The 19,545-nt window shown below is 71.5% G+C and carries 17 protein-coding genes and 1 pseudogene; 11 read left to right on the forward strand and 7 right to left on the reverse strand.

The window, feature by feature from the left end; genetic code table 11:
* The first annotated feature begins 43 nt into the window (after positions 1-43).
* On the forward strand, positions 44-1,153 hold the full coding sequence (locus ACFYON_RS07875; protein ID WP_355014868.1) for a Glu/Leu/Phe/Val dehydrogenase: 1,110 nt from the start codon (positions 44-46) through the stop codon (positions 1,151-1,153).
* Positions 1,154-1,207: 54 nt separating this feature from the next.
* On the opposite strand, the gene ACFYON_RS07880 is transcribed toward ACFYON_RS07875, so the two are convergent.
* On the reverse strand, positions 1,208-2,068 hold the full coding sequence (locus ACFYON_RS07880; protein WP_354864264.1) for an SDR family oxidoreductase: 861 nt from the start codon (positions 2,066-2,068) through the stop codon (positions 1,208-1,210).
* Between the two features lie 518 nt (positions 2,069-2,586).
* Between ACFYON_RS07880 and ACFYON_RS07885 the strand changes: the two genes are divergently transcribed.
* Positions 2,587-3,918, forward strand: coding sequence for a condensation domain-containing protein (locus tag ACFYON_RS07885; RefSeq protein WP_355014867.1), 1,332 nt, complete (start codon positions 2,587-2,589; stop codon positions 3,916-3,918).
* Between the two features lie 42 nt (positions 3,919-3,960).
* Here ACFYON_RS07885 and ACFYON_RS07890 read toward each other — a convergent pair whose 3' ends face one another.
* Positions 3,961-4,458, reverse strand: a complete 498-nt coding sequence (locus ACFYON_RS07890) for a helix-turn-helix domain-containing protein (RefSeq protein ID WP_354864260.1) — start codon at positions 4,456-4,458, stop codon at positions 3,961-3,963.
* Between the two features lie 75 nt (positions 4,459-4,533).
* Between ACFYON_RS07890 and ACFYON_RS07895 the strand changes: the two genes are divergently transcribed.
* From ACFYON_RS07895 to rfbB, 3 genes are all read left to right on the forward strand, one after another.
* The gene (locus tag ACFYON_RS07895; RefSeq protein WP_387188679.1) at positions 4,534-5,346 is read left to right on the forward strand and encodes an MBL fold metallo-hydrolase; all 813 of its coding nucleotides are present in this window, start codon (positions 4,534-4,536) and stop codon (positions 5,344-5,346) included.
* A 188-nt stretch (positions 5,347-5,534) separates the two neighbouring features.
* The gene (locus ACFYON_RS07900; RefSeq protein ID WP_387188677.1) at positions 5,535-6,092 is read left to right on the forward strand and encodes a dihydrofolate reductase family protein; all 558 of its coding nucleotides are present in this window, start codon (positions 5,535-5,537) and stop codon (positions 6,090-6,092) included.
* 119 nt (positions 6,093-6,211) lie between these two features.
* Positions 6,212-7,210 (forward strand): dTDP-glucose 4,6-dehydratase, encoded by a 999-nt coding sequence (rfbB, locus tag ACFYON_RS07905; protein ID WP_387188745.1) that lies wholly within the window; start codon positions 6,212-6,214, stop codon positions 7,208-7,210.
* Positions 7,211-7,306: 96 nt separating this feature from the next.
* Here rfbB and ACFYON_RS07910 read toward each other — a convergent pair whose 3' ends face one another.
* Positions 7,307-7,450, reverse strand: coding sequence for a hypothetical protein (locus ACFYON_RS07910; RefSeq protein WP_354864254.1), 144 nt, complete (start codon positions 7,448-7,450; stop codon positions 7,307-7,309).
* Between the two features lie 130 nt (positions 7,451-7,580).
* Here ACFYON_RS07910 and ACFYON_RS07915 point away from each other — a divergent pair, with 130 nt between their 5' ends.
* Complete coding sequence (locus ACFYON_RS07915) at positions 7,581-9,215, forward strand: Ig-like domain-containing protein (protein WP_355047581.1); 1,635 nt, start codon at positions 7,581-7,583, stop codon at positions 9,213-9,215.
* A gap of 190 nt (positions 9,216-9,405) precedes the next feature.
* Here the strand turns inward: ACFYON_RS07915 and ACFYON_RS07920 are convergent, their stop codons facing one another.
* Positions 9,406-10,836 (reverse strand): RICIN domain-containing protein, encoded by a 1,431-nt coding sequence (locus ACFYON_RS07920; protein WP_387188675.1) that lies wholly within the window; start codon positions 10,834-10,836, stop codon positions 9,406-9,408.
* Positions 10,837-11,410: 574 nt separating this feature from the next.
* On the opposite strand from ACFYON_RS07920, the pseudogene ACFYON_RS07925 reads away from it, so the two are divergent.
* The 5 genes and pseudogenes from ACFYON_RS07925 (at position 11,411) to manD (ending at position 15,208) form a co-directional block, all read left to right on the forward strand.
* A pseudogene (locus ACFYON_RS07925) lies at positions 11,411-12,413 on the forward strand (sigma-70 family RNA polymerase sigma factor).
* 38 nt (positions 12,414-12,451) lie between these two features.
* On the forward strand, positions 12,452-13,303 hold the full coding sequence (locus ACFYON_RS07930; protein ID WP_354864246.1) for a nuclear transport factor 2 family protein: 852 nt from the start codon (positions 12,452-12,454) through the stop codon (positions 13,301-13,303).
* Positions 13,304-13,443: 140 nt separating this feature from the next.
* Positions 13,444-13,665, forward strand: coding sequence for a hypothetical protein (locus ACFYON_RS07935; RefSeq protein WP_354864244.1), 222 nt, complete (start codon positions 13,444-13,446; stop codon positions 13,663-13,665).
* A gap of 77 nt (positions 13,666-13,742) precedes the next feature.
* A complete protein-coding gene (locus ACFYON_RS07940) occupies positions 13,743-13,913 on the forward strand; it encodes a hypothetical protein (protein WP_184686617.1) in 171 nt (56 codons plus the stop codon).
* 86 nt (positions 13,914-13,999) lie between these two features.
* A complete protein-coding gene (gene manD, locus ACFYON_RS07945) occupies positions 14,000-15,208 on the forward strand; it encodes a D-mannonate dehydratase ManD (protein ID WP_354864242.1) in 1,209 nt (402 codons plus the stop codon).
* A 7-nt stretch (positions 15,209-15,215) separates the two neighbouring features.
* On the opposite strand, the gene ACFYON_RS07950 is transcribed toward manD, so the two are convergent.
* The 3 genes from ACFYON_RS07950 to ACFYON_RS07960 are packed head-to-tail and all read right to left on the reverse strand — an operon-like array spanning position 15,216 to position 19,539.
* On the reverse strand, positions 15,216-17,330 hold the full coding sequence (locus ACFYON_RS07950; RefSeq protein WP_354864240.1) for an alpha-glucuronidase: 2,115 nt from the start codon (positions 17,328-17,330) through the stop codon (positions 15,216-15,218).
* A complete protein-coding gene (locus ACFYON_RS07955) occupies positions 17,327-18,016 on the reverse strand; it encodes a hypothetical protein (protein WP_354864238.1) in 690 nt (229 codons plus the stop codon). Before ACFYON_RS07955 ends, ACFYON_RS07950 begins: the two co-directional genes overlap by 4 nt.
* Positions 18,013-19,539 carry a xylan 1,4-beta-xylosidase gene (locus ACFYON_RS07960; RefSeq protein ID WP_354864236.1) on the reverse strand — a complete coding sequence of 509 codons (1,527 nt, stop codon included), beginning with the start codon at positions 19,537-19,539 and terminating at the stop codon, positions 18,013-18,015. Before ACFYON_RS07960 ends, ACFYON_RS07955 begins: the two co-directional genes overlap by 4 nt.
* Between the last annotated feature and the right edge of the window lie 6 nt (positions 19,540-19,545).

Here is a 19,545-nt window from a genome sequence, read left to right on the forward strand (position 1 = left end):
CGGGCGCGGGCGCGACGGTTTCCACCGGGACGACGGTGAGGCCATGATGCAGGAGACCGCAGCGTGGCCGACCGACGATCTCGGGCCCGCGGCCGTGCACTTCTTCGAGTTGACGGCCGGCGCCACGGGCATCGTCGTGCTCGACAATCTTGTGCTCGGCCCGGCCATCGGCGGGGTGCGCATGACCCCGACGGTCACCGTGGGCGAGGTGGCCCGGCTCGCCCGCGCCATGACGATCAAGAACGCGGTGGCCGGTCTGCCACACGGCGGTGGAAAGTCCGGCATCCGGATCAACGGGCCGCTCGACCCCGCGGCGCGGCAGTCCGTGCTCCGCTCCTTCGCGCGCGCGATCCGTCACGTCGTCGACTACATCCCCGGGCCCGACGTGGGGACCGACGAGACGGCGATGGCGTGGATCCGCGACGAGATCGGTCGCGCGGTCGGGCTGCCCGGCGCGCTGGGCGGCATCCCGCTCAACGAGGTCGGCGCCACCGGCTACGGCGTGGCGAAGTGCGCGGAGGCGCTGCACGCCGCGAACCGGCTCGAGCTGGCGGGCGCCCGGGTGGCCGTCCAGGGCTTCGGTGCCGTCGGGCGGGTCGCCGCCCTCGAACTGGCCCGCCTCGGCGCTCGCGTCGTCGCGGTGTCCGACATCACCGGCGCCGTGTACGACCAGGACGGCCTGGACGTCGATGCGCTCGCGGCCTTCCAGCGCACCGGCCCGATCGCGGAGTACCACGACGTGAAACGCATGGAGCGCGACCAGTTGCTCACCGTCGAGTGCGACATCCTGATCCCCGCCGCCCAGGGCGACGCCGTGCACATGGGCAACGTCGATGACGTGCGGGCGCGGACGATCCTGCAGGGCGCGAACCTGCCGGTCACCCCGGAGGCGGAGGCTGTCCTCGCCCGGCGCGGTGTGCTCAGCGTGCCCGACGTGATCGTCAACGCGGGGGGCGTGATCTGCGCGGCCGCCGAGCACCGGGGCCGTACCCGGGCGGAGGCGTTCACCGAGATCGCGGATCGGATCACGGCCAACACGCTCGAACTCCTGGATCGGGTCGCGGCCCGCCCCGGTCTGTTGCCCGCCGACGCCGCGGTCGAGATGGCACAGACACGGTTGGACGTCGCGCGCGCGTACCAGCGGACGTTCTGATGTTCGAGCCGGTCCGGGCGACATCGGCCGCCCGGACCGGACCGCCACCGCTGCTCAGGTCCGCAGGTAGGAGGCGCCGTTCAGGTCGAGTACGGCACCGCTGGCCCACTCGGCCTTCTCCGAGGCCAGATAGAACACGGCCGCGGCGATCTCGTCCGGCTCGCCGACCCGGCCGAACGGGCTCTGGGCCCTGATCGCGTCGCCGCCGGGGGCCTCGAGGTACTCCTTGGCCATGGGGGTCCGCACGAATCCGGGCGCCACGGTCGCGACCGAGATCCGGTACGGCGCGAGGGCGAGCGCGAGTGACTGGCCGAAGGAGTTCAGGCCGGCCTTGCTGGCCCCGTAGGCCGGCGCCTCGGGTTCGCCGCGGAATGCGCCCCGCGACGAGACGTTGACGATCCGCCCGCCGTGCTTCTTCAGGTGCTGGACCGCGCACCAGGTCACGTTGGCCGCGCCGATCAGGTTGGGCCCCAGGGTGGACTGCCAGTGCTGCTGCCAGACCTCGTAGCTCACCTCGGTGATGGGGTGCAGGGTGAAGACGCCGGCGTTGTTGACCAGGACGTCGAGGCCGCCCAGTCGTTCGGCGGCGGAGTCGACAGCAATCCGCACAGCGGCGCTGTCCATGAGGTCGGCCTGAACGGCGACATGCCCGGTGCCGTCCAGCTCGCCCAGGAGTTCGTCGGCGACGCCGGCCGCCTTGTCGAGGAGAGCCACCCGGTCACCCGCCGCCGCGAATCGCTTCGCGATGGCCCAACCCATGCCGCTCGCCGCCCCCGTGACGAGGACGGCGCGGCCCGCCCCCGGGCCCGCGTCCTGGTCGTGGGCTCGCCGGGGCGGCAGACCGGATCGATCGCCTTCGTCCGCGACTGGGGGCGTCGCGGCGCCTTCCTCGGGCGTGCCGTGCGCTTCGCTCATGGTCGGGCCCCTTCCTGGTGGGTTCAGCGGTCTCCTGATCGTTGCCAGGCAGTGGGCCGACAGCACCCGCGAAAGTGCGGCGACGGATATCGCCGGTACCCGTTTCTGTCGGGACAGGGCACCGGGGTTCGGCCGTACCGCCCTCGCGGGACGATCCGCGGGCCGGCTCCGACGCGCCGACCAGTGCGACGGCGCCGACGGCGGTAGCCGTCGGCGCCGTCTCCCGGGCGAGGACGTCGACGGCGGTGTGTGGCCTCGGCGCCGTCACGCGGAGGTGACTGGCTGTGGGGCGCGGGGCCGCCCGGAGGGCGTAGGGAGCGGCCGCGGTGGACAGGGCCCACGATCCGGCAGGCCGGGCGCGCGGAGCATCTCCGGCCGTGCTCGCACGGCGGACAGCGGCGGGCAACTACGAAGGTGCCCGGCGCCGGCGTCCTGACTAGCGTGGCCGGAGGAGTGCCGCAGAGAAATGCGTCGATCTATGACTCATGGGGGTTGCCATGGACCAATCGGAGATCCTCGTGGAACCCGCCACCCGCTATCCGCTGAGTTCCCGACAGCGGGACCCGGGCGGTCTGGCACGCGCACCGCAGCATGTCATCGCCCTGGCTCTCCGTATCAAGGGAGAACTGCGCGTCGATGCCCTCAGAGCCGCCCTCGACGAGGTCGTGGAACGGCAGGAGTCCCTGCGCACGCGGGTTCATTACGACGAGACGGACGGCAACCTCGGGTTCCAGGAGGTGCTGCCGCCGCTGCCGGTCCCGCTCACCGTCCGCGACATCGCCGTGGGACCCGGCCGCTCGCGTGACGACGTCGCGGTCGATCTGCTCACCGAACTGAGCGAACAGACGATGTCGTTCTCGGTCAAGCCGTCGCTGCGGGCCTCCCTGCACCGGTTCGACGACCGCGACGCGGTGCTCACCCTCCAGACCCACCACCTCTTCTGCGACGGCTGGTCGACCGACGTACTCCGGCGCGAGATCGCGGCCTGCTACACGGCCCGGGTGACGGGAGTGCCGCACACGCTTCCGGCGCCGGTCCCGTACCGGGAGTTCGCCCTTCAGGAACAGGAGTTCCTGCAGAGCGGGAAGGCGGCGGCCGCGCGCCGCTTCTGGTCGGACAGTCTGGCGGGAGCCGAGATGCTGACCATGCCGGCCGACCGGCCGCACGGTCCCGACACGCTGCAGCCGCAGATGGCGATCGGAAACTTCACGATCGATCCGGGCAGGTTCGCGAAGGTCTCGGTGAGTGCCGCCCAGAATCGTTGCAGCGTCTGGCACGTTTTCCTGGCGGCGTACATGGTGCTCGCGGAGAGAGTCACCGGCCGGTCCGACATCACCCTGTTCACGTCGAGCAGCGGCCGGCCGAGCCCGGATTTCTACGACACCATCGGATTCTTCGTCAACCCGGTTCCCCTTCGTCTGGAGTTCGGCGGCTGCGAGACCTTCCTGGACCTCATGCTGCTCGCGCGTAAGGCCGGCGCCGAGGCCCGGCGGCACCCGTTTCCGTTCCCGATGATCGTCGAGATGACGCCCGGCCTGATGAACGGTGCCGCGGATCCGCGGGCCCTCATGCCCATCCTCAACTACATCAACTCACCGGTGGCGCAGGACGACACCGGGTTCGCAGCCAGCGTCGAACCGGTGGTCATGCCGGAGGAACGGACGACGTCCTTCCTCCGTGGCGGGTTCGTCTGGACCTTCCTCGTGGCGCCTCCCGGCGAACTGCGGTGTTGCGTCGAGTACGAGCCCGGCGCGGTCGACGCGAGCACGATCGACCGCTGGGGCTCGGACTTCATCGACCTGATCCTGACGATCGCCGACCGGCCGGATCAGGCCTGGCGGAAGCCGTAGCGGATGCGGTGCGGCCGCCTGGCCGCCGCCGACGCCCGGTGGCTACCCGGCGCGGGCGGCGGCCAGGTGTGCCGCGTTCAGGCGCTCGTGGACGCTCGGCGATCGCGGTGGGGCGCCGGCACCGAGGTGCGAGTGGCGGAGTTCGGCCATGAACTCCTGCCAGAGGCCCGGGCCGCCCTGTTCGAGCAGTTCGGCGGGGACCCGCAGCGCGGAGTTCGTGGGCCGGTGCCGGAGCCCCCAGCTGCCGAGCCGCGCGAACACGGGTACGAGTTGGATGGCGGATTCGGTCAGGCTGTAGCGCGCCCGCTGGCCCGGTCGAGTGTCCTCCCGGGTGAGCAGTCCCGACTCGACGAGTCGCTTCAGCCGGTCGGCGAGGATGTTCGAGGCGATGCCCTCGACCGAGTTGGCCTGCAGCTCCCGAAAGTAGCGGCGGTCGCCGAAGACGATGTCGCGGAGGACGAGCAGGCTCCAGCGATCGCCGAACACCTCGACGGCGGCGTTGATCGGACACTCCGACCGCGGCTCGTGCGTGTCGCCCATAGTGCTTGCAAACTACCACCGCCGGTACTAGCGTCCCGACGAGCGATAGCAGAATCACAAACGAAGGGGGGCCCCGTGCTGAGGCAGGTCGCGGAGGGTGTGCTGATCCACGAGAGCGAGTTCCTCGAGTGCAACGCCGTCGTCGTGCAAGGCCGGTCCGGCGTGTTGCTCATCGACCCCGGTGTGACGGGTGACGAGATGGCCTGCCTTGCCAACGACCTGTCCGAGCTGGGTCAGAGCGTCGTGGCGGGTTTCTCGACGCACCCGCACTGGGATCATCTGCTGTGGCATGAGAGCCTCGGCGCGGCACCTCGTTACGGCACCGCGGGCTGCGCGGCCACCGTCGAGGCCAAGTTGTCGGACGCGGGCGCGAGGCAACGCGTCGAGGGAATGCTCCCGCCGGAGGTCGTCGGCAAGGTGCCGCTGGATCTCCTCGGCCACATCACCGGCCTCCCGGCTGGGACGAGCCGGATTCCCTGGGACGGTCCCGAGGTCCGGATCATCGAGCATCGGGCGCATGCGCCCGGCCACGCGTCGCTGCTGATCAAGGAGAGTCGGGTGCTGGTGGCCGGCGATGTGCTCTCCGATGTCCTGATTCCGATGCTCGACCTGAACGGCGCCGCGGAGCCGGTCGACGACTACCTGACCGCGCTGCGGCTGCTCGAGGAGGTGGCGGACGACGTCGATGTCGTTGTTCCGGGCCACGGGTCGATCGCCGAGGCCGATCAGGTCCGCGCGCGGATCGAGCGCGACCGGGCGTACGTGCTCGCTCTACCCGAGGGCGATGTCGCCGACGACCCGCGGGTCGGTCCATCGGCCAAGCCCGGCTGGGAGTGGGTGAGCGACATGCACGCCGGGCAGGCCCAGCGCCTCGCCCAGCGCGTGTAGCGACGTCGACGGCGTCGGTCGGACCGGTCGACGCCCTCGGGGAGGCCGGCGAAGCTCCGGCGTCCTGGGCGGCTGCCTGAGCGCTCCGGACGTGGACGCTCCGCCGGCTGAAACGTCCCTGTCCCTCGGACGGTGGCGGTAGCCGAAGAGGTGTCGGCGCGCGGGGTGCCGGCGCCCGAAGGAGACGCATGGCGAAGCTCATCTACTCGATGGTCACCTCGCTCGACGGCTACGTCGAGGCGGCTGAGGGCAGCCTCGGCACCGGAGCCGAGGATCCGGAGGTGCACACCTTCGTCAACGACCTCTTCCGCCCCGTCGGCACATATCTCTACGGCCGCCGGATCTACGAGACGATGGTCTACTGGGAGACCGCGCACACCAAGCCCGGCCAGCCGCCGCACAAACTTCAGTACGCCAGCGACTGGCGGGCGGCGGAGAAGATCGTGTACTCCACGACGCTGCAGTCGGTGTCCAGCGCGAAGACCAGGATCGAGCGGACCTTCGACCCGGACGCGGTGCGCAGGCTCAAGGCCGAGGCCGACCGGGACCTCACCATTGACGGCCCGAACCTCGCGGCCCAGGCGATCGCGGCCGGCCTGGTGGACGAGTACCACCTGTTCATCACCACGACTGTGGTCGGCGGTGGCAAGCGGTTCTTCCCCGAAGGTCTACGCCTCGACCTCGAACTGGTGGAGGAGCGTGCCTTCGCCACCGGCCTCATCTACGCGCGCTACCGGACCCGCTGAGCCACCCCGGAGCCGAGCGGGCCGCCCGCGTCCCCCGCTTCCTCTGGATTGCGGTGTCGTCGCCTTCGGTGAAACGGTCGAAAGCATGGCCGCCGATAGAGTGACGATTCATGGCGAGAATGCTGGTCACCGGCGGTGCGGGGTTCATCGGGTCGAACTTCGTCCACCACACCCTGCGGCACCACCCCGAATACCGGGTCCGCGTCCTTGACGCCCTGACCTACGCGGGCAACCGCGTGAGCCTCGGCCCGGTCGAGGATCGGGTGGAGTTCGTGCACGGCGACATCTGCGACGCCGAGCTGGTGGACACCCTGGTCGCCGGCTCCGACGTGGTCGTCCACTTCGCCGCCGAGTCACACGTCGACAACTCGTTGCGCGATCCGGAGCCGTTCGTCCGGACCAACCTGATCGGCACGTTCACGTTGTTGGAGGCCGTACGCCGGCACGACGTCCGGTTCCACCACGTCTCCACCGACGAGGTGTTCGGCGACCTTCCGCTGGACGGGCCGGCGAAGTTCACCGAGCAGACCGCGTACGACCCGTCGAGCCCCTACTCCGCCACCAAGGCGGGGTCGGACCTGCTGGTGCGCGCCTGGGTCCGGTCCTATGGCGTGGCGGCGACGCTCTCCAACTGCGCCAACAACTACGGGCCGTTCCAGCACGTGGAGAAGTTCATCCCCCGGCAGGTCACCAACGTGCTGGTCGGCGAGCGCCCGAAGCTGTACGGGACCGGCGTCAACATCCGTGAGTGGACGCACGTGGACGACCACAACGAGGCGGTCCACCTGATCCTGCGGCACGGCCGGCTCGGCGAGACCTACCTCATCGGCTCCGGCGACGAACGCAGCAACAGCGAGATCGTCGAGCTGATCCTCACCCTGATGGACCAGCCGGCCGACGCGTACGATCTGGTGCCCGACCGCCCGGGGCACGACCTGCGCTACGCCAACGACTCCACGAAGCTGCGCACCGAGCTGGGCTGGCGGCCGCGGTTCGGCTCGTTCCGCGACGGGCTCGCGGCCACCATCGACTGGTACCGCGCCAACGAATGGTGGTGGAAGCCGCGGAAGCAGACCGTCGAGGAGCGCTACCGCACCGCCGCTGAGACCGCGGGCTGAGGCCACGCTCGGGCGATCCACGCCACCCGTGCGGCGTTCAGCGTTACCGTCGAACTGATCGTGGAATTGGTCGCTGGTCGCACTCCCTCGTCCCGGTCAACCACGGGCCTCGAGTGCCGCGCCTGATGCGAGGTGGACTTCCTCAACGTGGTCTTTCCGGTCGAACTCGAAGTCGCCCGGCCAGGCCAGGAAGCTGGCGGCCTCGTCGTATTCGACGATTGCCGCACTCAGCGACTGCATGTGCCGCACCTTATCCGCCGGGCCCGCCAGCCGCACGCTGACAGGCGGCAGCGGGCGCCACGGTATTGACAGAACGTTGCCCGACGGCCGAGGCTGCATAAAGCGATGTGTATCGATAAATGTGGGGGGCATGATGCGACGCAGGATATTCGCGCTGGCGACAGCCGCCGCGGTCGTCGTCGGCGGGGCCATGACGATGGTGCTGCAGCCGGCGTACGCCGCGACGGCGTGCACAGTGGATTACAAGATCACCCGGGAGTGGTCCTCCGGCTTCTGGGCCGAGCTCACCCTCACCAACCTGGGCTCTCCCGTCACCGACTGGGGGCTGCGGTTCCGGCAGGCCAACGGTCAGACGATCACCATGGGCCTCGACCGGCTGCCGGACGGATACACGCTGGGCAGCGGCGAGTTGTACCCGATCACCATGCTCCGCCCACCGGCGGGGTCCACGCTGCCGACCGGCGCCTCCGTGACGGTGCGGTTCGGCGGCAACTACCAGGCTGCCGACCCCGTGCCGACCGACTGGATGTTGAGCGGCCAGCCGTGCAACGTGGACGGCTCCAGCCCGACCAGCTCGCCGCCGCCGCCGGCGTCCGGGAGCCCGCGGCCCAGCCCACTGCCGGGCGGCCCGGCGGTGACGCTCACCTCGCCCCTACCCAACGACTTCTTCGCCGCGCCGGGCGTCATCCCGATCCGTGCGGAGGCCATGGCGACGGCCGGCCGGCGGATCGAGCGGGTCGAGTTCCGGGAGCGCGGCACGCTGCTCGCCGTGGACACCACGGCGCCGTACGCCTTCGACTGGCGCGGCGTGCCGCCGAACAGCGGTACCCGCGTCACCGCCACCGCCTACGACAGCGCCGGCGCCCAGGCCACCGCCGAGGTCCGCGGCATCCGGGTGCTCCCGCCGCAGGCACCCGGCGCCGCACCCGCGCTGAAGGCATTCGGCAACCGCATCCTCACCGTCACCACCGACCCGAGGCCGTACCGGCCACGCGGAATCATCCGGTCGGCCGTGCCCGGCGAGTGCGCGTGGGGACCGATCCGCTGGGACGGCCCGGTCGACGACGCGTCCGTCGGCGCGCTGCGGGCCCGCGGCGTCAACGCGGTTCGGGTCGTGCTGAGCGATGCCTGCTACGTCTACACCGGCGGCCCTGCCGATCGGCAGAACCGCGTCGGCTACCTCGACGAGGCGGCCCTGTACGTCGACCGGCTCGTCCGGGCCGGCATCACACCCATCGTGTCGCTGCGCCAGAGCGACGCCCTCGCCGCCCGCTTGTTCTGGAGCGCGGCGGCGGAGGTGCTCGGCGACGACAACGCGGTGGTCTTCGACATCTCGCCCTACGAGTTCCCGGCGGCCGGCGGAACCGATCCCGCAACGGTCTGGACCTGCTGGCGCGACGGCGGTCCCGCGTGCCTGGGCACCAGCCTGCCGGCCTTCGGCGTGCAGGAGCAGATCCGCCTGCTTCGCCTCCGGGGCTCGTTCAACCTGGTCCTCGCCGCCGGGATCGACGGTGGCAACGACCTGCGCCGGTGGCTGGAGTACCGCCCGGCCGACCCGGACGGCCGCAGCGTGGCCGCCGCCTGGCGCGTCGACGACCGCTCGGCCTGCGCCACGCCGGCCTGCTGGCAGGCCACCCTGCTCCCGGTCGCCGCCCGGGTACCGCTGGTCGCCACCGATGTCAGCGCCGGCCCGGCGGCGCCGACGTTCGTGCCTCGGACGGTCGCCTGGCTCGACCAGCACGGCATCGGTCACCTGCGCCGGTGACGACCGGGGAGGGGTGAGCCACGCCGACAGCTGCGGCCCTCAGGGCCCGACGGCCACCGCGCCGCGCGGGCCGCCGAGCAGACGGGAGCTGGCAGGCCACGAGGTCAGGGGCAACCGCTGCCGACGGCAGCGGTTGCCCAGTGGGTCCGCTCGACCCGGCCCGTAGTTCCGGCTGCGGCCCGAGGGCCTGTCAGACGGTCGTACGCGACCACTGCTGGTTGGCGCCGGTGTTGCAGGCGTACTGCTTGAGGACCACACCGTCGGCGGTCGATGCGGCCGGTACGTCCACGCACTTGCCGCTGTGTCGTGCCCGCAGCTGGAAGTAGCTGCCGTTGGCGACCATCTGGAACTGTTGGTTCGTGCCACTGCCACAGGTGTACTGGATCAGCTCGGCGCCGTCGGCGGTGGACGCGCTCACCACGTCGAGGCACTTGCCGCTGTTGCGGCTGACGAGGCGCCAGTAGCCGCTGCCGGCGTCCTGGAACTGCCACTGCTGCCACGCGTTGCCGTTGTACGTGTACTGGCCGACGCGCGAGCCGTTCTCGGTGTTCGGCGCCTGGACATCCATGGCCTTGCCGCTGTGACGCACGACGACCCGGTGGAACGTGTCCGTCGGCGGCGGCGTCGTGGGGCCGCCGCCGATGGTGTCGCCCCAGGCATAGCGGACCTGGTCGGCGCCGGAAGTGTTACGGACGGTCAGATGGAGGTCGGTGCCGCCGCCGCTGAGCGAGTACATCGAGTACCAGTCGTAGCCGATGGTGCCGGGCTTGCCGCCGAGCGCGGGCCAGTAGGTGCCGCCCATCCGGCTGTCGCGCATGACCTGGGCCATGGCGCGGATGTAACGCACGAAGTTGTCGGTGCTGTTCGCGTCGGCGTAGTTGCGGCCGTCGTTCATGGGCGCGCCGAATTCGGTGGCGACGGCCCGGCCGGCGCAGGTGCCGAGGCGGGTCTGGATGTGGCTCCGGAAGGCGTCGTAGGTCATCGGGCTGTAGAAGAAGGCGTAGTAGTGGAACGAGAGCAACGTCGAAGCGAAACGGGTGTCGTTGCAGATGTCCCGCAGGTCCTGGCTGAACCCGGTGCCTCCGATCAGCACCCGGCTGGGCACCGCCGAGTAGTGGTAGCTGAGCCAGTTGGCCGCGACGTTGCGCCACTCCGTCGAGCTGTAACCGTGAGGCTCGTTCATCGGCTCGAAGTAGACGTTGGGGTTCGAGCCGTACGTGTTGGTCACCGTGGACCACATCGTGTTCCACGCGGCGAGGTTCGTGATCCTGCCGCCGGAGGCGGCGCCGTCCTCCCAGTAGGCGAGGATGACCTTGAATCCGCGGGCGGTGGCGGCGTCGATGGCGCCTCGGTAGGCGTCCCACCACGCCGTCCCTACCGTGTGGGTGTTGACGGGTAGCCGGACGGTGTTGATCCCCATGGAGGAGGCCATGTCGTCATAGAGGGCGTTGGCCTTGGCCCGTACCGTCGCGTTGCTGTCGGAGGGACTCAGACCCTGCACGACGAGGGGACCGGTGCTGAAGTTGTCACCCAGCACGGCCCAGTTCATGCCTCGGAACTGGTTCGTGGCGGCGGCGGCCGGCGACGACATGACGACGACGCCGCCAGCCATCGCCGTCATCGCGGCCACCAGCACGATCAGCAGCCGCTGTAACGACCGGGTGCTCTGGGATGGCCCCGCTGCGTGGCCGCGCGGCGACGTGATCCGCGTCAAGAAGTGGTCAATCACGTGATCCAGCCTCTCTGGGTTCGGACATCAGACCGATCGCCGAAGCCGCTGCTGCCTGCCGTGGTCCGGCAGCCATGAAGTCCTTCCGGGACGCCATCGCTGTTAGCGCTAACATCGCTGAACCACACGCAACTCAGGACTTCACGGTCGGGGCGTAGTTGACGTGCCGCCCGGGCGGCTCCGGCGCGTCTCGCCGAGGCAGACACATGTCTTCTGGTTGTTACATGCGTGTTGCAGACAAGTGTTGGCGATCACATCTGGAGTGTCAAGGAATCGACGTGCTTCGCTCCCTGTCCCGGCTCGGCCCACCGGCCAACCGGCTGGGGCGCGGGGACCAGGGGCCCGGAGGGCGACGGCCTCGACTACCTCACGTGCCGGGCCGGTGCCGTGCAGTAGATTGACGCTGGTGAGCCAGGCCGAGCCATTGGCGGAAACCGGTCCGTCGGGGGAGGACGCGACGGCGAGGATGCTGGCGGCGGCGCGCGCGGGCGACGGCGCGGCCTTCAGTCGTCTGGTCGAACCCCTGCGGGACGAGCTCCGTGCGCACTGCTACCGGATGCTCGGTTCCTTCCACGACGCGGAGGACGCGGTCCAGGACACCCTGGATCGGGCATGGCGGGCCGTCGACAGGTTCGAGGGCCACACGTCGATCCGCCCGTGGCTCTACCGGATCGCCACCAACCGCGCCCTGTCTCTCCTCGGCGCGCGCGGGCGGCGTGAACTGCCCACCGGTTTCACTGCCCAGGGCACGCCCCGGGCCGAGGTGAGCTGGCTCGAACCGTATCCGGACCGCCTTGCGGTCCGGTCCGTCGAATCGGATCCGGAGACTCACGCGATCGCGCGGGAGACCATGGAACTCGCGTTCGTCGCCGCGTTGCAGCACCTGCCGCCGCGGCAACGTGCCGTTCTGCTGCTGCGTGACGTTCTCGGTTACTCCGCCGAGGAGACCGCCGGGATGCTGGTCACCACCGTCGCCGCGGTCAACAGCGCGATGCAGCGGGCCCGCCGGATCGTCGCCGGGCTGACGCCAGCGGCGGATCCTCGCCGAGCTGGGCGACGCGGGGCAGCGGGAGGTGGCCAGGCGGTACGCCGCGGCGTGGGAGTCCGGCGACGTCGAGACGATCGTGGCGATGCTGACGGAGGACGCGCGGTACTCGATGCCGCCGCTGACCGTCTGGTACGAGGGCCACGAACAGCTCCGCGGTTTCCTGGCCGAGGTGACGGCTGGGCGGAGGTGGCGGTTCCTGCCGACGAGGACCAACGGGCAACTCGCCTTCGGGACGTACCTGTGGAACGACGCTGCTGCCGCCTACCTGCCGGCAGGGCTGGACCTGCTCGTGCTGCGGGGGCGCCGGGTGGCCGAGGTCGTCTCGTTCCTCAACGCGCGCCTGCCTGACTTCGACCTACCGGACCGGCTGCCGGAAAGTTCGCGCGGAGGCGATGAGTTCGCGGTTCGGCGGGGGTTCTAGTCCTGACAGGTTCACCAGTCACGAAGGGCAGAGCCGACATGCCGAGCGACGAAGAACAGATCCGCGCCCTGGTCGAGCGCTGGGCCGCGGCGGTTCACGAGGGGAGCCTCGCGGGCGTCCTGGCCGACCATGCCGAGGACATGGTGATGTTCGACGTGCCGCCGCCGTACGAGGGCGTGCGCGGGTTGGACGCCTACCGGGAGATCTGGCCGCCGTTCTTCGGATGGCAGGCGCAGGGCGCGTCGTTCGAGGTCGAGTCGTTGGACGTCGAGGCCGGCGAGGACGTCGCCTTCGCGTACGCGCTCCTGCGTTGCGGCACGCCGGCCGACGTCGCCGCGGATCCGGAGAACCGCCTGCGGGTGACCTTCGGCCTGCGTAGGCGGGAGGGCCGGTGGGTCGTCACCCACGAACACCACTCCTTCCCGCTCGCCGGTACCGCCGCCGAGCCGACTCCGGACGCGGCCACCGCCGAGGCGGAGGTGCGCCGGCTCCACCGGCGCTGGTTCGAGGGCACCGCGGCCAAGGACCTCGATGCCCTGATGGATGCCGTCGCCGATGACGTGGTCTCGTACGAGCACGACCAGCCGCTGCGATACGTCGGCGTGAACGCGGTCCGCGAGGTCTGCGCGGCGGGCCTGGCGGCGTCGGGTGACGGATCAGTCGCCTGGGACGTGCCCGACCTGACGATCCTGGTCGACGGCGACCTCGCCGTCGCGTGGGGCCTCAACCGCGTCTCGGTCAGCCCGAGCGGTGGCCCGCCGATCGAGAGCTGGTCCCGGGGGACCCGGGTCTTCCAGCGACGCGGCGGGGCCTGGCTGATGACCCACCAGCACCTCTCCTACCCGTACGACCCCTCGACCGGGAAGGCGAGGACGGATCTGCGTCCGTAGCGGCGGGGGCGGGACATCGCACACCGAGCCGCCATCGACGTCCATCGCATATATCGACTTGCGTCAGCGCACGGTCAGATCCATGGAACCTACGGAGGCGCCTGCGGGGCTGTGGTCGGCGTCGTGATCCAATGAAGCGCATGATTCCCCAGCGGATCGCCGCCGGCCTCCTGTTGCTGATCGGGCTGCTGGCGATGGCGGCCACCCACACCTTCCCGTTCCTCGACGATCTCTCCGAACTGGCCGAGACAGCGGTCGCGATCGGGGGCGCGGCGTGCCTGTCGGCCGGAGTGTGGCTGTGGTTGCGCAAGCCGGCCGACCGGTCGTCCACGCCCGCGGCCGGCGACGCTGAGAGCCCGTGACGATGCGGGAGGCGGAGGCGGGAAAGGGCCGGACCGCTCGGCGGGCGGTCCGGGCGGTGGCGTCGGATACTGGGCCGATGACCAACCCCGACCTCGATCCCGAGCTGTATCCGCCGATCGACCCGCGTGAGGACGTGCCGGACGACCCCGGCGAACTCCTCCCGGACACGCCCGGCGAACTGCCCGAGGCGCCGGTCGAGCCGATGCCCGACGACGGGGAGCCCGGGGGCGTGCCCGAACCGGCCTGACCGGCCCGGCCCGCACCGGCCACCCCATCGATCGACGATGATGGATAATCCTGGGGGATGGGCGCGCCGACCGCAGGGGAGACCGGATGAGAATCGTCGACGCCCGGGTGATCGTGACCTGCCCCGGCCGGAACTTCGTGACCCTGAAGGTCGTCACCGACGCCGGCGTCACCGGCGTCGGCGACGCCACCCTCAACGGCCGGGAGCTGGCTGTCGCGTCCTACCTGCGCGACCACGTCGTGCCGCTGCTGATCGGGCGCGACCCGGCCCGGATCGAGGACACCTGGCAGTACCTCTACCAGGGGTCGTACTGGCGGCGCGGGCCGGTCACGATGAGCGCCGTCGCCGCCGTCGACACCGCGCTGTGGGACATCAAGGGCAAGGTCGCCGGCCTGCCGGTCTACCAGTTGCTCGGCGGCCGGTCCCGCGACGGCGTGACCGTGTACGGACATGCCAACGGCGAGACCGTCGACGAGGTGCTGACCGAGGTCGCCCGCTTCGTCGACCTCGGCTACCGCGCGGTGCGGGTGCAGTGCGGTGTGCCCGGCCTGCCCCGGACGTACGGCGTCAGCGCCGACAAGATGTTCTACGAGCCCGCCGACGCAGCGCTGCCGACCGAGACCGCCTGGTCGACGGAGGCCTACCTGGCCCACGTGCCGAGCGTGTTCGCCCGGGTCCGCGAGGAGTTCGGGCCGACCCTGCGGCTGCTGCACGACGTGCACCACCGGCTCACCCCGATCGAGGCGGCGCGGCTCGGCAGGAGCCTGGAGCCGTACGCGCTGACCTGGATGGAGGATCCCGTCCCGGCGGACCTGCCGGAGGGTTTCCGGCTCATCCGGCAGCACACCACCACGCCGATCGCCGTCGGCGAGGTCTTCAGCAGCATCTGGGACGCCGCCCAGCTCATCCGGGAACAGCTCATCGACTACGTCCGCACCACAGTGGTCCACGCCGGCGGGATCACCCACCTGCGGCGCATCTTCGACCTCGCCGCGCTGCACCACGTCCGCAGCGGCTCGCACGGAGCCACCGACCTCTCCCCGGTCTGCATGGCCGCCGCGCTGCACCTGGACCTCGCCATCCCCAACTTCGGCCTGCAGGAGTACATGCGGCACACCGAGGCGACCGACGAGGTGTTCCCGCACGGCTACCACTTCGACGGTGGCTACCTGCATCCGGCCGAGACCCCGGGGCTCGGGGTGGACATCGACGAACAGGCCGCGGCCCGCTACCCGTACGCACCGGCCTACCTGCCGGTGAACCGGCTGGCGGACGGCACGGTGCACCCCTGGTGAGCGCGGCTCAGTAGATGCGGCGGCCGTGCGCGTCCGGCACCCCGGACTTGCGGAAGAAGTAGGTGTTGATCTGGTCCCGCCACTCGACGGCGCTGCGGAACTGTTCGTCGAGGCGCTCGGCCACCCGGTCGTGGACGGCCGGGTCGACCGCCCCGGCGAGGAGCCGCCACCGCTCCCGCATCGCCGCCACCTCCTCGACCCCGGCGAAGTGCGTGTCGTAGATGTGCTGGATGACGGTACGGCCATCCTGCAGCACATGCCGGTACGGGACGTGATGGAAGAACAACAGCAGTTCGTCGGGGCAGCGCTCGCGTGACTCGTACACCTCCGACCACGGCGGCGGGTACTGGCCGGTGAAGCCGGTCCCGGTCGCCCGGGTCCGGTCCACCCCGACGCCGTCGCGGTCGGCGAAGTGGTAGGTGCCCCACGGGGTGTACTCGTAGCCGTCCACGTCGGGACCGTAGTGGTGGCCGGGCCGCACCATGAAGCCGACGCCGAGCGGGGCGGTGTAGCGCTCGTAGGTGCGCCAGGAGTCGTCCATGATCGCGTGCATCGTCCGCCGCACCGGATCCGGATCGCCGGCGGTGACCGGCACCCAGGTCAGGTCGATCCACTCGTCGAGGATCGCAGCGGGATCCAGCCGCGGATCCCAGGCGAGCCGGCCGAAGGCGTACAGGTTCGCCTGGGCCAGCGGGTGCCCGGTCCAGAACGGGTCGTCGCCCACGTTGGCCACGGCGGCCAGACCGCCACCGCCGGTGCCCGCCCGGCCGGCCGCCACGTCGGCGATCGTGCCGCCGGCCGCGCCCCGGGGCCGGAACCCCAGCACCTCGCTCCACCAGGGTCCGAGGTAGCAGACGTGCCGCTGCTGGCCGGTGTACTCCTGCGTCGCCTGCACCTCCACCGCCAGCCGGGTGGCCGGCATCGCGGCGAGCACCGGGGACACCGGTTCGCGTGCCTGGAAGTCGATCGGGCCGAACTTCACCTGGACGATCACGTTGTCGGCGAACCGCCCGTCCAGCGGCGCGAAGTGGTCGTGGGCGGCCCGGGCGCGGTCGGTCGACCGGTCCCGCCAGTCCTGGCGGTGGTCGTAGACGAACGCCCGCCAGCGCACCACGCCGCCGTGCGGGGCGAGCGCCCCGGCGAGCAGGTTCGCGCCGTCGGCGTGGTCGCGCCCGTACGCGAACGGGCCGGGCCGGCCCTCGGAGTCGGCCTTCACCAGATAGCCGCCGAAGTCGGGGATCCGCTGGTAGACCCGCCGGGTGGCGGCGGCCCACCAGGCCCGTACCCGCTCGTCCAGCGGATCGGCGGTGGGCAGGCCGCCGAGGACCACCGGGGCGGCGAAGGTCACCGACAGGTGCACCCGGATGCCGTACGGGCGGAGCACCTCGGCGATCTCCGCGACGTCGCCGAGCCGGTCGGTCAGCAGTCGCGCCTCGGTGTCGTGCACGTTGACGTTGTTCACGCAGATCGCGTTGACGCCGCAGGCGGCGAGCAGGCGTCCGTAGTCCCGCAGCCGGGCGGGCTCGTGCCGGGCGGCGCCGTCGCGCCAGAACAGGGAGCCGCCGGCGTAGCCCCGCTCGACCTGACCCGACACCGGGTGTACGGCCACGTTGTCCCAGTGGTCGAGCATCCGCCGGTCCAGCGCCGGCCGGTGCCGCCGCGCCGGAAGGTCGTCGTCGAAGGCCGCCGGGCCCAGCCGGACCACGTGGAACATCCCGTACAGCAGGCCGGCCGGCGCGTCGGCCAGGACCACTGTCACGCCGCTCACCCGCGCCAGCAGGTACCCCTCGTCGCCGAGGGAGCCGTCGCCCGTGCCGTTCACCGCCGGTGTCGCACCGAGCCGGATCGCCTCCGCCGCCGCGTTCGGCACCGGACCGGCCTCGCGCAGGGCCAGCACCAGGTCCGCGTCGACCTGCCACGGTGGACCGTGCCAGAGCCGTCCGCCGTACCGGGCGCAGGCCCGGCTCACCTCGTCGATGACGGTGTCGACCAGGAGCCCGTCGCCGTGCACCAGCACCCCGCGGGAGCCGAGTTCGCGGAACACCGCGGGGGGTAGCCAGGCGGCGTGCCAGGCCGACTCGCCGGCGTCGGCCGCAGCCCGGCCGGTGACCGGAACGCTCATGCGGTGAACTCCGCCCGGATGTCATCGATCATGGGGTCGCCGATCCGCAGCAGCGCCAGCACCAGGAGCGCGGCCAGCAGGGCGAGTACCGCCTCGGAGAACACCGCGGTGACGGCGGCGCCGGCGGCCAGCAGCACGACGTTGCCGACTGTGACGCCGGGCTTGCGCGTCACGTAGTAGAGGGCGAGCCGGAGCACGTCGCGGGTGCGGAAGGCGAACAGTGAGACGATCACCAGCGCGTTGACCCCGACCAGGATCACCCCCGCGCCGATCACCACCAGCGGCACGGCCCACCAGCGGGGGAGGGCGGCGGCGGGCAGGTTCGCCAGGTTGACCGCGATGACGGCCAGCCACAGCAGCGTCGGCGCCCAGACGCGCAGCACGCCCGGCAGGTTGGCCCGGTAGGCCCGGCGGAACGTGACGGCGGGCCGGAGATCGGTCAGGTCCGGGCGTTGGTGGCGCAGCGTGTGCAGCGCGGCCGAGACCGCCGGACCGACCGGCAGCGCGGCGGCGGCGACCAGCGGGAGGTTGCTGCTGTCGCGGTCGAGCAGCACGAGCACGGCCAGGCCGGGCAGCATGCTCACCAGGAGGAGCAGTTCGACCACGAGCAGGGTGTGGACCGCCGCGGCGGCCCGCGACAGCGGCCCGTCGCCGAACTCCCGCGGCCCGCCGGTCGCGCCGCTCACCGTGGGTCCCCGGGCGGGTCGAGCAACCGGTCGTCGTCCCACCACGGCGGGGTCTCGTCCACCACCGGAGTCAGCTCGGCGAGGGTCACCTCGTGCCGGGTGAGGACGAGGTCGAGGTCGGCCCGGCCGGCCGCGACCCGCAGGGCCCGATGGGTACGGGCCGGCTCGGCGGCCTCCCGCAACGCGTCGAGCTGCCGGGGCCGGGGCGAGTGCGGGCTGCCCATCTCCCGCCAGGCCGCCCAGGCGTTGCCGGCGTCCTCGCTCACCGACGAGCGGAGCAGGAACGCCGACACGGTGCCCGGCGGGCCGACCGGAACCGACAGCGACAGGGTGTGCCGCTCGGGCGCCGGCTCCCGGCCGGTGACGTCCACCGGGGCCCAGGCCAGCACCGCGACCCGGCCGTCGGGGTGCCGGGTGACGAGGTGGTCCGGTCCGCGCGCGAGCACCTCGTCGCCGAGCCGGGCCATGAACGCGTACAGGTGGTAGGTGGGTTTCTTGACCTGCCGGTGGGTGAGCAGGCCGAAGCCGCCGTGCAGCAGCGCGGTGGGCACCCCCTCCTCCTCGAACACGTCGCTGAAGGTCCAGTAGGAGAAGGAGTCGACCAGGTCCCCGCCGCCGGCCAGCACCGGAGCGAGGTAGGCGGCGTGGAAGGCCGTGTCGTGGATCGGGTTGTCCGGCCGGTAGGAGGAGTTGAACTCGGTGATGTGCACCGGGAGGTCGGCCAGCGCGGTGCCGGCCAGGTGCCGGCGGGGCGCGGCGAACTGCTCCAGCAGTTCCGCGGCCGGGGCGAGGGTCTGCCGGGTGCCGAACGGCAGGTGCCGCGCCGGGCCGGAGGTGTAGGCGTGCCGGCTGACGAAGTCGACGGGCACGTCGCGGTCGGTGACGAACTCGGCGAAGGGCTTCAGCCACTCGTCGGCCCCGGGGGAGAGGGCCGGGCCGCCGACCTGGAGCGCCGCGTCGACCTCCTTCACGGCGTGCGCCGACACCTCGTACAGGCGGTGGTAGGCGTCCTGGTCGGCGCCCGCCCAGAACGCCGTCAGGTTGGGTTCGTTCCACACCTCGATCGGCCAGCCACGCACCTCGTCGAGGCCGTACCGGCCGACCAGGTGGGCCACCGTGGCGCGGACCAGGTCACCCCATTCGGTGTACGACTCCGGAGGCGTCACGTTGCCCCGCCACCAGAACACCGTCTGGTCGCCGGAGGCGAGCGCCGAGGGCATGAACCCCAGCTCCACGAAGGGCCGGATGCCCATGCCGAGGTAGGCGTCGACGACCTGGTCGACGTAGGTGAAGGCGTGCCGCACCCGGCGCTCGCCCTGGTAGGTGTAGGGGCGGTGCACGCCGGCGCCGTCGCTGAGCAGCCCGTGCCCGCGGATGTGCCGGAAGCCGATGTCCCGCTGCACCAGGGCGAGCGAGTCCTGGTAGTCGCGTCGCAGGGCCAGGTCGAACCGGCCGGTGCCGACGCAGGTACGCCAGGCGTCGGTCAGCCGGCCGGTGGGTCGATCGGGAACGGTTTCGCGCATCGCCGG

This window comes from Micromonospora sp. NPDC005686 (assembly GCF_042871665.1).
Taxonomy (GTDB): domain Bacteria; phylum Actinomycetota; class Actinomycetes; order Mycobacteriales; family Micromonosporaceae; genus Micromonospora.